This is a genomic window from Fluctibacter corallii (genome assembly GCF_025751585.1).
GTDB classification, from domain to species: Bacteria; Pseudomonadota; Gammaproteobacteria; order Enterobacterales; family Alteromonadaceae; genus Fluctibacter_A; species Fluctibacter_A corallii.
In genome coordinates this window covers 275155-286957 of sequence record NZ_JAOWKX010000005.1, presented here as the reverse complement: position 1 = coordinate 286957, position 11803 = coordinate 275155, and the positions used below count along the sequence as shown (strand labels likewise).

The window sequence follows — 11803 nt, the reverse complement described above, 5'->3', positions numbered from 1 at the left end:
AAGCCAGTGACATGATTACGGAAGTAAACAGTATAATCACCGCGATGCGTGTGGCCAAAGCTGAGCATGAAATGCTCGCCAACAATGTGGCTAACTATAACAATGCCGCCATTAACCATTTGCAACATGCGAATTTTGACGCAGTGTTACAACATGCACAGTTGCAGCCAAATGCAGCGACATCTGACATTGTAAATTATCACACCCAATCGATAGATAAATCCCAAATCTCTCTCGATCAGTTGACGGCAGATACCCTTGATGCAAGCGGTAAATACCGCACTCTGGTTGAAACCCTGAATAGGAAAATGGGGTTAATGTCGATTGCTATTTCGAACTCGGAGCGCTAACGATGTCTGAATTAAAAGCCAGCGAAATCGCCAAGATAGGTATGGCCTTCGAGCGCATGCGTATCGAAGCGGCATCCAGAAATATCGCGAACATCAATGTGCTCAGCACAAGTCCAGTCGATGTGCAACCGCTATTCACTGCTACTTTAATGCAGTCGCAGGGGACAGCCCAATACGCACAGCTAGAAACCACAAGCCAGGTGAAGCAGATTTATCAACCAAACAACCCTTTAGCGGACAAAAACGGTAACGTATACGCCACCGATATAAACCTCGCCAGCGAGATGCTTAATTTAAGCAGTGCAAAGCGCGCTTATGAGGCCAACGTTAAGGTATATAACAGCTACAAGCAAATGGCGTCAAAAGCTTTGGAAATAGGAAAGTAATATGGAAATCCAACCCATTAATTTAATAGAGCAAAAAGCGATTTCAGCGCTTGAGCAGACAACGGCACCACAGCCTACTTTTTTGTCTCACATTGAAAACGGATTGCAATCTGTTAATCAGGACTTGGTGACTGCGTCTGATCTTGTCGAGCGATATGCACAAGGCGAAGCCATTCAAACAGACGAACTAATGATTGCATTGGAACAAGCACAGCTATCTTTGAAGCTTGCCGTTGAAGTCAAAAATAAACTAACAGCTGCTTACCAAGAGCTGTTTAGAATGCAAGTGTAGTAGTAAAAAAACATGAATATTAAATTAGACAACAACAAAGCGTTATCCCTTATTGCCGGGGTCGGCCTATTGTTACTCGCAGCGTTCACGGCTATCTTGTGGGCACTTGATGACGAGCAGGTGGCTATATTCAGTAACGTGTCACAAGAAACACTGATGGAGTATTCTGCACAACTTGAAAATGCCGGTATCGCTTACCAAGCGAACCCGCTAGAAGGCACAATATATGTTGACGCGGCCGTTGCCAACAGCGCGCGCGTTGCCGCATTGCAAGAGTCACTTCAAGCTTCTCCTCAAGTCGGTTTAGAATTGTATGATAACAGCGATTTGGGCGCGACAGAGCATGCAAGAAAAGCTAACTTTATTCGCGCTTTACAGGGTGAAATCGAACGTACCCTCTCTAACTTTGGCTATGTAAAACGCGCACGCGTACACTTGACTCTGCCTGAGCGAACATTGTTTACCAAAAACAATGAAGCAAAAGCGTCAGTAACACTGTTTACTGTAGACAATTACGTACCTCGCCTCGCTGACTTTGATTCTATTAAACAACTTGTTGCTTCAGCAGTTGAACATTTATCCCCTGAAAATGTCGCCATTTTGGATGGTTCGGGTGATTGGGGCGTGCTCCAATCTGGAACCCGTATCGGGGATAACAGCATTCTCGCTAAAAGACAGCAAACTGAGTCATACCTTGAGCAAAAAGTGCTGAACGTTTTACGCCCCTTCTTTTCTGAAGATAAACTTGCGGTCTCAGTGGCAGTAGAAATGTCAACTGAAAACGTCATTACGCAGGAAACGCGTGCCGTTAAGTCAGGCAATAAAGCAGGGTTAATTCAGGCCGAAAAAGTAACAGAAGAATCTTCTGTAGGAGATGCATCCAAACCAGGTACTAAGCATACCACCAGAGAAGTCACCTATGCACACGGCACAATTACCCGTGAGCAAGAAGAACTCGCAGGCAAGATTATCAGACTTAGTGCGGCAGTATCGATTAATACCACTCAGGATGAAAGCCTAAAAACAGAATTAATTCAGTTGGTAAAACACACACTTGCGATCGATTACGAGCGCGGTGACCGCGTATCGGTAAGCATGGTGAACATGCCTAATCTTGTGTCAGACGCGGCACGCTCTGCTGATGACAGTGTGGCGCTTACTCCGCTTTCTACTACGCCGAATACTGTAGAACAGTTTAAACAACCCAGTAACATCCCCTACTCTCTGTTGGGACTTGGGCTTTGCATGATGGGTGCACTAGGCGGAGGTGCGCTGATGTATCGTAAGAAGCAGCAGCAAGAAGAAACGCTAATGGTGGCACAAATTACCCAACTCTTTGATGTCAAGGAAGCGAGTCATGAACGCGAAGGCGTGTAAAGCAGCCATTATGTTAATGGCTGTCAACCAAAGAAAGCAGCAACGTATTCTTGCGCAGCTACCTGCTGCGATTAAAGAAGATGTGTATGCAGCGTTGCTTAAATCACGTCAACTTAACTTGAAGGTAACCGATTTTACAGAGTACAACATGCCTATTGACATTTTTAACTGTAAAAACGAAAAAGAAATCGCAGTATTGCGTAAGCATGCCAGCGACGTAGAAAGCCAAACTATCACGCCACACGCTAAACAAACCTTTCTTGAACTTGTCAGTGAACAGAAGGAAACCGCGTAATGGCATCAGTGCAGAGTTTTCATTTTGAGCGCAAGCAAGACACCGTTGACGCATCTCGCTCTACTAGTGCGGCACACGTCAACGAGACGTATTCCGAATCTGAGAAAAGCTTTCACTCGGTTGAAGCGTCAACCCCGTTAGCCAAGGCAGAAAACGCCTTTGCAGCTTTGTCTGAGAGCGAACGCGCTCAGTTTATGCATGCTCTGTTAGCTGACGAACAAGCGAAAGTGTCCATAGAAGCAGACAAACGTGCGGCTCAAGAAATAGCGACTGCGAAACAAGAAATAGAACATCAACTCAGCCAACAGTACGAGCAACGACTGCATAATGCTATTCGTGCTCAAACTTCTGATATCCAACAACAACTTCAGAAAGAGTGGTCAGATAAACTTGCGCCACTTCTTGCAAGCTTAGCGCAGCCTAAGGTTGAAAATAACGAACATACGGCGAACCAAGATAGTGTCTATTTTGGTATTAGACTGGCTGAAAAAATCATTGGGACATCGCTCAACGATCATAGCGTTTACACTCAGTGGTGTGAAAATATTATCAGAGAAAGTTATGCACATGTGCAACCATCGTTGGTCATTAGTGAAAAAGACAAAGCGTGGCTAGAAGAGACCTCTTTGTTAGATACATTGACGTCACATATATCAACCATTGACACAAATACGCTTCCTCGCTTCAGCTTTACACTCACCTCTGCCGCGGGAAACAGCGGCTTTTCATCTCTCGAAGTGTTAAAAACACTCACCGAATTAGTGGAAGCCGATAATAGAGGTGAAGCTAAATGAAGGCATTGAACTTACACTTGCTCGAACAACAAGATGGTTTCTATCGTCAAGGTCGTGTATTAAAAACCAGTGGTTTACTCATCATTGCAACACTGCCAGGAGCAACCGTAGGTGAACTATGTCTGATACAAAAGCGTCAAGCGAACACTCCTGCTGTTAAAGCTGAAGTCATCGCGATTGATCACCAAAATGTTAAGTTGATGCCATTTGAGTCGTTACATGGCTTACGATTTGGGGATAAGGTCGAGGGTACAGGTAAGCATGCATTGGTACCAGGTGGTACTAACATGTTGGGCCTCGTTGTTGATAGTTTTGGCAGAGAGTTACGCGAAAGTCAGAGCATGGGATCGTCATCCCCGCTCATTGAAGTAGCCGTGGATAAAGTCATTAATCCTTTGTCTCGCAAACCCATTACGGAAAACCTTGCCACTGGTGTACGGGCAATCGATACTTTCTGCCCTTTTGGGAAAGGGCAACGTCTGGGAATAATGGCGGGAAGCGGTGTAGGTAAAAGTACCCTATTGAGCCTTATTGCCTCTCATCTCAGCCGCAAAAACACTGCCGTGGTAGCCGTACTGGTTGGAGAACGGGGCCGAGAAGTAGAAGAGTTTGTGAACCACCAGCTCGATAGCGACACCAAATCACGTACGGCGGTGATTGTCGCAACCGCCGAGGAAATGCCAGTAACACGCGTTCTCGCTCTAAAATATGGTATTTCACTCGCAGAATCTATTTCTCAGGAAGGCACCGATGTACTGCTGCTCGTTGACTCAATGACACGCGTTGCTATGGCCCAGAGAGAAATCGGATTATCTATGGGTGAACCAACATCGTCTAAAGGATACACACCGTCGGTATTTTCATTGCTTCAACAAACTGTTGAACGCTGTGGGCACTTTGAGCATCGTGGCGCTATCAGTGGCTTATTTACTATTTTAGTGGACGGCGGTGATCTTGATGATCCTGTTGTTGATGCCCTACGTGCTTCTCTTGATGGTCATATAGTGTTAGATAGAAATTTGGCAGAGAAAGGGCACTACCCTGCTATTAATGTGCTTACTAGCTTGAGCCGGCTTACGTCAGCGTTATTCGATGACAATCAACGTACTCAATTAACGAGAATCAAGAAAACCCTCTCTGCGTATAACGAGAAAAAGATGATGATTGATCTCAGTGAAGCTGAGGGAAGTTTGTCTTCATCACTGCGTCAACTGTCTCAAGCCAACCACGAAATAAACACATGGCTAGCAGAAAGTGACGTATCTGAAATTGAGCGCGGTTCTTCCTGCGGCTTAGAGTATCTCTCAAACCTGTGCCCTGGAGAGTTCGTATGAGTGCGCTCTTAATAAAAGTGGCTAAAAAACAAATTCAGTTAAGCCAATTAACGAAAGATATCAATGAATTAGCTGAAAGTTTGACGCTTAAAAAGCAAACGATACGTAACTTACAAAGTAGAGTTGACGACATTGCGTCACACCAAGGCAATCAACTTGATATCAGCATGCATAGTGCTTGGTTACATTATATTGCAGATCTAGACACTCAAATTTCATTGCAAAAACAAACGGAAGCTTCACTGATCAGTCAATTTGAAACGCTTACGGCAAAGCAAACAAAAATAGTTTTAAATATTAAATACTTAGAAAGTCAATATCAAGACACCGAACGTCACCACCTAAGACTAAAATCCCTTAAGCGTGACAAACAATATAATAATTCACCAGAGGATAGACAATATGATTGAAGTACAACTATCCCAAATGTTTAGCATGGATTTGGCCCAGAATGGAAAAAATACCGCTGGCAATGAACTCGCTTGGCAGACGGCATTATTGGGGACTCCTAGCAATACCTTGGCAATCACTGCACTTAATGCAGATCAATCAATAAATGCTGATGGCTTGGCCCAACCAGTGGAGAGCACGGAACAATGGCTTCAGTCTCATCCCTCGACACCTGCCAAGCAAACACAACAGACGCTTAAAGTAGTTACACCTGTTTGGTCATTTTCGGGATCGTTCAGTTTAGCTCATTCATTTTCAGGGGAGGTCAAAAGTACGTCCTTAACATCAATGGCGACGTTGCAAGCGGGTACAGCTCAATTTGTGGATAGTCTTTCAAGTTTAACCACACAACACACTCTTCAGCATACAAGCCCAAGGGTTACAACCAATGTCGGTCAAGCAGCTAGTTTACTGGCAATCGCAGTGAACAAAAGCAATGGAACAGCGCAAAAACAGCTCTTTTCTGCTGCTCCTCAGGTTCTATTTTTTGATCCTATTACCCCTAAGCGTCTGACAATAAATACGACAGAAAACGGCAAAACCGTACGAGTGAGAGATTATTTCTCTACTGATGTTCAATCTTACCTCAGCATGTTTAACACAACACACAATACAATTGAAAAACTCATGATAAACGGGCGTGAGTACAAGGAGATAGGCTATGGAAATTGATGCTATTGGCGGTTCAGGCTCTACGCCTACCGATGCTTCAAGTAATATTAACCTAAACGATTTTCTGGAGTTATTCGTTGCCCAGTTAAATTATCAAGATCCGCTAGAGCCGGTAAACAACCGTGAATTTTTGGCGCAATTAGCACAGTTCTCCTCCCTCGAGATCAACCGACAAAGCAACGAAAATGCGCTTTCGTTGCTAGCAATCGAATCAACAGATCAGGCAATTACTCTGATTGGAAAAACTGTAGAAATTAATAATGCATCAAGCCAACCTTTTGTGGGTGAAGTAACCAGTATTAACTTTTCCCAACAAGGTGCAGCGCTGACGGTGAAAGCCCCTGACGGCCAATTGATGACAGATGTCACAATGGGCCAAATTACCGTCGTAAAATAAGGACAAGATTATGTTACAAGCATTTTTTACTGGATTGGCAGGACTAAATACATACTCACAAAGCTTAGACACTGTGAGTAATAATATAGCCAACATGAACACGCCGGGGTACCGAGGCACAGAAAGTTTTTTCAAAGCGATTGGTGGAGAGCAAGGACAATCAGGTCTGGGTGCGGAAATATCCGGGCAAGGTCATCGCTTTTCTGTTGGTGATATTCGTCAAACTGGTAACGAGTTTGATGTGGCATTAACAGGAAATGGTTTTTTTGTTCTTATGGATGACAATAACACCTATTATACGCGCTCGGGTAAGTTCGATTTTAACCAAGATAATGTGCTAATCGACACAATAACCGGATTCAAAGTAGCTGGTATTGATGACGAAGGTAAGCTTCAAGAAATTAATTTAAGTAACTATCAGGCTATCAAACCAACAGCAAGTACATCAATAAGCCTGACAGGAAACTTGTCACCAGATGATGATACTTACCAGATCCCTAATGCCACTTTGATAAACAGTCTTGGGGAAGACGTTGATGTCAGCATTCGCTTTACCAATGAAAAAGCGATTATACCTAATCGCTGGCGGGTTGAGGTACTCAACGACAATGGAAACGTCATCCACACAGAGTCACTATTATTTGGTCCTGACGGCACGCCGTCTGCTGGGCAAGGCACATTTACATTCGACTTGGCCGATAGCAGTGGTAACGACACGCCGGTTGAAGTGAAAATTGGTCAACTGGGTGACTTTTCTGGTGTTACACACACCAATTCAACAGGCACTGATTCAAACGTCTCGGTCTTAAAATCAGATGGTAAACCAACAGGAACGTTGATTAATCGTAGTTTCACCGATGAAGGGGTGATTAAACTGAAGTATAGCAACGGCGATGAGCTTACCCCCCTTACCCTTGCCCTAGCAGATTTTGACAATATCCAGTCATTAGAACTAGATAGTGGCACGATATTTACCGCTAGCGACAATGCGAGTCGTGTACTTGGCAGAGCGGGCGAACTTCGATTTAGCAAGCTAGCCACTAAGAGCGTTGAAAATTCAAACGTAGACTTGTCACAAGAGTTTGCTGATATGCTCGTTATTCAACGAGGCTATCAAGCCAGTTCTCGTGTGTTAAACGTGGCCAATCAAATGATTGAACAACTTTACGAAAATACGCGAGGCAGATAACTGTGAGCACGAGTCAATGCAACACTTTGTCTCGAAGTGCGCAAATCAAAATAGAGTCTGGTATTAAGGAAAAACTTAATCCATGGCTTATGAAATGGATTGCCAATTGCACGCCTCGGTATGAGTTCGCGTGGAATAACAGGATATTCGGAGATGCTCGTCCTAAAGAATTAACGCCAGAGTTACAGCACCAAGATTGGCAAACCTTGGTGAGTTACATTTTCGGTGAGGCACTGTCTTCAGACAATATCGCGCCCAATAAAATCGAGCAACTCATTGAAAAATGTCGAAATGATTTATTTTCTGCATTGGGCTGGCGTGAAAGCAAAGACGTTCATACTCAAATTTCTTGCTGTATTAACGTGGTACTCACCCCTTCCGTCGCGCTCACGATACTGCTGCCAGAGCCTACAGTGTCATCGATGCGCAAAGGTGCTTCACAGCCCACTCTTTCTGGAAATATGAAACATATTTCTCAAGATGTTATCAATGCACAAAAGGTTAAGCTTGATGTTACAGCACAAACTCAACCAATGTCTCTAGACAAATTAGGCCAACTTAAAGTGGGTGAACGCATCCCACTTAACCACAAGTACGACGAGCCATTTACATTAGTATGTAATGGCGAAACCTATGCACAGGGCTACTTGGCAAAACGAAACGAACAAAAAGTTATTGTAGTAAAAGGATCATCTCATGTCTGAAATCGCTTCATTCGAATTAACTGACATAAATCAATTGCCTGAAGGGCAATCTGTCATTAACCACGTTAGTGACACCATAGTTAATCATACACGCGTGCCACTTACAGTGAGCTTGGGCGAAACAGAGCTCACCATAGAAGAACTCAAAAACTTAAAAGAGAACCAAATCCTTAACCTTGGTAAAGCAACCGATGAAGAATTTGAGCTCAAATGGCGTCATCTTGTAGTTGCCAAAGGTAAACTTGTGGCTGTCGATGGCGAACTCGCTCTTGAAGTAACTGAGGTCTGTGGCAGTGGCGAATAGTGCAACTGCTAATGTAACTGAAAAGGTTGTCTCTGGTAGTGAACTCGGATTAAAAACTGCAGACGCATTTTCTTCCGGTTCTTGGCTCATGCTAATCGTTATTTGTATTGTGCTTCTCGTAGTCTGGGTATTGCTCCATAAGCGAAGCCATACATCTAAGCACCAAAGTTATAAACATCAGCGTTTTCCATTAGGATCTCATTGCTATCTCGTGGTGGTTGAAGCCAAAGGAACGCGTTACACACTGTATGAGTCGCCTCGCGGCATCACGACGCTAACTGAAGAACCCGTGAAGCCAACCAGCAGTACTCAGTAGGAACAATAATAATGAGTAGTAGTACCTCTCAGCCATTTACCGCACTGTTGACAGAAACGGGCTGGTTAGACAGTTTGTCACCAGAACTACGTGTTATCGTCAGCATTGCCAGCCTGACCTTTATCCCGTTATTAGTGATTGCCATGACCGCATTTACTCGGATTATCATCGTGCTCTCTATTCTAAGGCAAGCCCTTGGATTGCAACAAACGCCGCCTAACAGTGTCCTCATTGCCTTAACACTATTCTTAACGATTTTTGCCATGCATGGTGTTTTCGCTCAAATTAATTTATCTGCGGTCACCCCCTTTTTCGCGCAAGAAATCGGCTTTGGAGAAGCCATCGCTAATGCAATTCAGCCATTAAAAACCTTCATGTTAGCGCAAACACATGAGTCGCACTTTTATCGTGTATTAGAAATGGTAAATGCACCGCCACCCGCCACACCTGAGGAGGTAGAGCTGACTCATTTAGTGCCTGCCTTCATGTTGAGTGAACTTAATCTGGCTTTCAAAATGGCATTCATGGTTTTTCTCCCTTTCTTGTTAATCGATCTAGTGGTTGCCAGTTGTTTAATGGCGTTAGGCATGATTATGGTACCACCAATCACCGTTTCTCTTCCGTTGAAGATAATGGTGTTCGTTATGATCGATGGCTGGACGCTAATTGCAGGTTCATTAGTTCAAAGTTTTAGTTAAAAGGTATACACAATGGATTCCCAAGTACAAATACACAAACTGATTGAAAAGATTTCCGTTCTACCAAGTGCACAAGGAAGTGCTGAAACTGAAGTACTTTTAGAACAACACCCAAATGACGAAGGCCTTCTACTGTTGTCTGCCTCGCTATTTGCAGATACTGGCGAAAACCAATTAGCGAAAGACCGCTTTTACCGCCTATTGGACCACTATCCTGACAACGAACTGGCAAGGATACAATTGGCACTATTGCACTTCTCGTTGGGAGAATACAAACAAATTCAATATTTGTTAGCGGCATACTTATTGTGGCAGGAAAATGAAACCACCATATCCCACATCGCTCATACCTTGTTGGCGTTTGTTCGGGGTGATATTGAGGCAATGCGCCAGCATCTCTCTCACGCCACCGTAGCAGTGAAAGATGATGCCTCCTTGTTGAGCGGTATCGTGAGTAAGTTAAACAACGTTTTAGCCGGAATACCTCGATCAGAGGAAAATGCAGTTAAAGAAACAACAACAGACAACCTACAACAAACTTTGCTAAACAAAATGTATAAATAAAGCCAAATCGGAATAGGTTGTCGAGGGAACACACGTTATTAAAACCAGCACAAGGTGATAGAAGGATGAAGAAAATAAAACTCGCTGGCTATGTAGCCACGTTACTATCTAGCTTATTTGTATCAGGGAATTCATATGCGAATTCCCCGCCACAGTTTACCAGCCCCGACCCTTTTAACCTGTTCATATTTCAAGGCGACCCAATAACGTTTACCCTGCGTGCAAACGACGCTGACGGTGACTATTTAACGTGGAGCTTTACACAACATCCTTATCTTAAAAAAGGGACGCTGAGACATTGGTCAGGAGGTGGATTTACTTATACGCCATACTCAAACCAAGCGGGTGAAGAAATGATTCTAATCACTGTAAGTGATGGCAAAGCGTCAGACTCCCTTTACGTTAAGTTTTATATAGAGCCAACACGTACACATTATCTCGACGTACGTCGCCATCCTGACGTATCAATAACCAATGCTGAAGTCGATACTATATTATCTAATGCATCTGCGCTTATAAAAAGCTATGACGGTTATGGAGACACCGCTTGCAACACCAAGATGAAACGAAATGGGAATGTTAGCTTGCTTTTAAATCACGATGGTTCTATCGACAGCGATTCGGAATTTAACAAATTGCCTGATGGCGTCAATGTGGTGTCTGAAATCAATTATTGTGGTGGCCTCAAACCCAATATTATTGGTTGCGGTTCAAAGCCAGGCAAACGTATCGCAGTAGTCAGACGTTCAAGCAATGAAGATGTACTCTGGGCACACGAGAAAGGACATAATGTTGGATTATCACACCGCGATTCAGACACCAATGCCGTTATGTACCCAAGTATTGGGCATCGTCACCATCTAAATGTGAGCGAATGTAACGCGTTCAGAAATAACTAACAATGGCTCACCAAAAGGATATTCAACATGAAAAAATTACCCTCAACGCTGGCCTTGTTAACGGGCCTATTTTGTTCTACGGCATTTGCTACTCATTCACTACCCGTTCAAGACTTTGTTCAACAACACTTTTTTGAAGGTGTACCTTACAGCGCATCAAAAAACTACGGTGTTAAAGATGCACGTCAACTTGAGGCGATGCTGAAAGACCCCACGTACAGTGAATCTTGGGGAAACATTGCGTCTTTGCTGGGCATGATTGGCGATATACACTCATTCGACGCCCTTAAAACCTTTATTGAACAGGATAAAATGGGTGATTATGGAGACGAACATTACAGAGCGAAAACCACTGCCATTTTTAGCATGGGATACTTGGCCAATCACACAAAAAACAAACGTGTAGAAGCTTATCTTGTTTCCGCGCTCTCTCCGACTTACTGGGAAGATAAGCAAGTTGCTACAACACGCTCATCATTTAAATCCCGACAAGATAGAAATGACAATTTAAGTAAATATGCATTGCTGGGGCTAGTACTTTCTGGCTCTCCAAGCGCAGAAGCTCATATTCGTCAACTCAAACAAGGTGAAGGAAAAAAAGGCACCTTTAGAGCGAGAGTGGCACCGATGCTTGACGGTCTTTTGCTAGAGCATCAGAAAATTAATCAGAAAGGGTACTCTCAATACTATGAAGATGCCAAAAGCCAAGTTCAGTATAAATAGAGAGTATGCATGTCGAGAGCGAAGCCTTAAGACTTAAAGTAAATATCGGCAGAGCGCTG

General features: G+C 43.7%; 18 protein-coding genes. All 18 read left to right on the top strand.

What is annotated here, in order from left to right; all coding sequences use genetic code 11:
- The first annotated feature begins 11 nt into the window (after positions 1–11).
- The 18 genes from OE749_RS11495 to OE749_RS11410 all read left to right on the top strand — a co-directional run bounded on the left by OE749_RS11495 (position 12) and on the right by OE749_RS11410 (position 11744).
- Positions 12–350 carry a hypothetical protein gene (locus OE749_RS11495; protein ID WP_263712601.1) on the top strand — a complete coding sequence of 113 codons (339 nt, stop codon included), beginning with the start codon at positions 12–14 and terminating at the stop codon, positions 348–350.
- A 2-nt stretch (positions 351–352) separates the two neighbouring features.
- Positions 353–736, top strand: a complete 384-nt coding sequence (locus OE749_RS11490) for a flagellar basal body rod protein FlgC (protein WP_263712600.1) — start codon at positions 353–355, stop codon at positions 734–736.
- A 1-nt stretch (position 737) separates the two neighbouring features.
- Positions 738–1028, top strand: a complete 291-nt coding sequence (gene fliE, locus OE749_RS11485) for a flagellar hook-basal body complex protein FliE (RefSeq protein WP_263712599.1) — start codon at positions 738–740, stop codon at positions 1026–1028.
- 12 nt (positions 1029–1040) lie between these two features.
- A complete protein-coding gene (locus OE749_RS11480) occupies positions 1041–2405 on the top strand; it encodes a flagellar M-ring protein FliF C-terminal domain-containing protein (protein ID WP_263712598.1) in 1365 nt (454 codons plus the stop codon).
- Positions 2386–2700: a hypothetical protein gene (locus OE749_RS11475; protein ID WP_263712597.1), complete on the top strand. Its 315-nt coding sequence runs from the start codon at positions 2386–2388 to the stop codon at positions 2698–2700. Before OE749_RS11480 ends, OE749_RS11475 begins: the two co-directional genes overlap by 20 nt.
- Positions 2700–3494: a hypothetical protein gene (locus OE749_RS11470; protein WP_263712596.1), complete on the top strand. Its 795-nt coding sequence runs from the start codon at positions 2700–2702 to the stop codon at positions 3492–3494. The genes OE749_RS11475 and OE749_RS11470 overlap by 1 nt, the downstream gene beginning before the upstream one ends.
- Positions 3491–4828: a FliI/YscN family ATPase gene (locus tag OE749_RS11465; protein WP_263712595.1), complete on the top strand. Its 1338-nt coding sequence runs from the start codon at positions 3491–3493 to the stop codon at positions 4826–4828. The genes OE749_RS11470 and OE749_RS11465 overlap by 4 nt, the downstream gene beginning before the upstream one ends.
- The gene (locus tag OE749_RS11460) at positions 4825–5238 is read left to right on the top strand and encodes a hypothetical protein (protein ID WP_263712594.1); all 414 of its coding nucleotides are present in this window, start codon (positions 4825–4827) and stop codon (positions 5236–5238) included. Before OE749_RS11465 ends, OE749_RS11460 begins: the two co-directional genes overlap by 4 nt.
- Positions 5231–5950 carry a hypothetical protein gene (locus OE749_RS11455; RefSeq protein ID WP_263712593.1) on the top strand — a complete coding sequence of 240 codons (720 nt, stop codon included), beginning with the start codon at positions 5231–5233 and terminating at the stop codon, positions 5948–5950. The genes OE749_RS11460 and OE749_RS11455 overlap by 8 nt, the downstream gene beginning before the upstream one ends.
- On the top strand, positions 5940–6347 hold the full coding sequence (locus OE749_RS11450) for a flagellar hook assembly protein FlgD (protein WP_263712592.1): 408 nt from the start codon (positions 5940–5942) through the stop codon (positions 6345–6347). The genes OE749_RS11455 and OE749_RS11450 overlap by 11 nt, the downstream gene beginning before the upstream one ends.
- A gap of 10 nt (positions 6348–6357) precedes the next feature.
- Positions 6358–7536: a flagellar basal-body rod protein FlgF gene (flgF, locus tag OE749_RS11445; protein ID WP_263712591.1), complete on the top strand. Its 1179-nt coding sequence runs from the start codon at positions 6358–6360 to the stop codon at positions 7534–7536.
- A gap of 2 nt (positions 7537–7538) precedes the next feature.
- The gene (locus OE749_RS11440; protein ID WP_263712590.1) at positions 7539–8240 is read left to right on the top strand and encodes a FliM/FliN family flagellar motor C-terminal domain-containing protein; all 702 of its coding nucleotides are present in this window, start codon (positions 7539–7541) and stop codon (positions 8238–8240) included.
- On the top strand, positions 8233–8544 hold the full coding sequence (locus tag OE749_RS11435; RefSeq protein WP_263712589.1) for a FliM/FliN family flagellar motor C-terminal domain-containing protein: 312 nt from the start codon (positions 8233–8235) through the stop codon (positions 8542–8544). Before OE749_RS11440 ends, OE749_RS11435 begins: the two co-directional genes overlap by 8 nt.
- The gene (locus OE749_RS11430) at positions 8534–8860 is read left to right on the top strand and encodes a hypothetical protein (protein WP_263712588.1); all 327 of its coding nucleotides are present in this window, start codon (positions 8534–8536) and stop codon (positions 8858–8860) included. The genes OE749_RS11435 and OE749_RS11430 overlap by 11 nt, the downstream gene beginning before the upstream one ends.
- An 11-nt stretch (positions 8861–8871) precedes the next feature.
- Entirely contained in the window at positions 8872–9558 is a 687-nt protein-coding gene (gene fliP / locus OE749_RS11425) for a flagellar type III secretion system pore protein FliP (protein ID WP_263712587.1), read from the top strand.
- A gap of 12 nt (positions 9559–9570) precedes the next feature.
- Positions 9571–10122: a tetratricopeptide repeat protein gene (locus tag OE749_RS11420; RefSeq protein WP_263712586.1), complete on the top strand. Its 552-nt coding sequence runs from the start codon at positions 9571–9573 to the stop codon at positions 10120–10122.
- Between the two features lie 65 nt (positions 10123–10187).
- Positions 10188–11021 (top strand): Ig-like domain-containing protein, encoded by an 834-nt coding sequence (locus OE749_RS11415; protein WP_263712585.1) that lies wholly within the window; start codon positions 10188–10190, stop codon positions 11019–11021.
- Between the two features lie 27 nt (positions 11022–11048).
- Positions 11049–11744 carry a hypothetical protein gene (locus OE749_RS11410; protein ID WP_263712584.1) on the top strand — a complete coding sequence of 232 codons (696 nt, stop codon included), beginning with the start codon at positions 11049–11051 and terminating at the stop codon, positions 11742–11744.
- Positions 11745–11803 lie beyond the last annotated feature (59 nt).

Coding starts and splice junctions, on each gene's coding strand:
- OE749_RS11495 (WP_263712601.1), top strand. CDS start 12: ATGATTACGGAAGTAAACAGTATAATCACCGCGATGCGTGTGGCCAAA.
- OE749_RS11490 (WP_263712600.1), top strand. CDS start 353: ATGTCTGAATTAAAAGCCAGCGAAATCGCCAAGATAGGTATGGCCTTC.
- fliE (WP_263712599.1), top strand. CDS start 738: ATGGAAATCCAACCCATTAATTTAATAGAGCAAAAAGCGATTTCAGCG.
- OE749_RS11480 (WP_263712598.1), top strand. CDS start 1,041: ATGAATATTAAATTAGACAACAACAAAGCGTTATCCCTTATTGCCGGG.
- OE749_RS11475 (WP_263712597.1), top strand. CDS start 2,386: ATGAACGCGAAGGCGTGTAAAGCAGCCATTATGTTAATGGCTGTCAAC.
- OE749_RS11470 (WP_263712596.1), top strand. CDS start 2,700: ATGGCATCAGTGCAGAGTTTTCATTTTGAGCGCAAGCAAGACACCGTT.
- OE749_RS11465 (WP_263712595.1), top strand. CDS start 3,491: ATGAAGGCATTGAACTTACACTTGCTCGAACAACAAGATGGTTTCTAT.
- OE749_RS11460 (WP_263712594.1), top strand. CDS start 4,825: ATGAGTGCGCTCTTAATAAAAGTGGCTAAAAAACAAATTCAGTTAAGC.
- OE749_RS11455 (WP_263712593.1), top strand. CDS start 5,231: ATGATTGAAGTACAACTATCCCAAATGTTTAGCATGGATTTGGCCCAG.
- OE749_RS11450 (WP_263712592.1), top strand. CDS start 5,940: ATGGAAATTGATGCTATTGGCGGTTCAGGCTCTACGCCTACCGATGCT.
- flgF (WP_263712591.1), top strand. CDS start 6,358: ATGTTACAAGCATTTTTTACTGGATTGGCAGGACTAAATACATACTCA.
- OE749_RS11435 (WP_263712589.1), top strand. CDS start 8,233: ATGTCTGAAATCGCTTCATTCGAATTAACTGACATAAATCAATTGCCT.
- fliP (WP_263712587.1), top strand. CDS start 8,872: ATGAGTAGTAGTACCTCTCAGCCATTTACCGCACTGTTGACAGAAACG.
- OE749_RS11420 (WP_263712586.1), top strand. CDS start 9,571: ATGGATTCCCAAGTACAAATACACAAACTGATTGAAAAGATTTCCGTT.
- OE749_RS11415 (WP_263712585.1), top strand. CDS start 10,188: ATGAAGAAAATAAAACTCGCTGGCTATGTAGCCACGTTACTATCTAGC.
- OE749_RS11410 (WP_263712584.1), top strand. CDS start 11,049: ATGAAAAAATTACCCTCAACGCTGGCCTTGTTAACGGGCCTATTTTGT.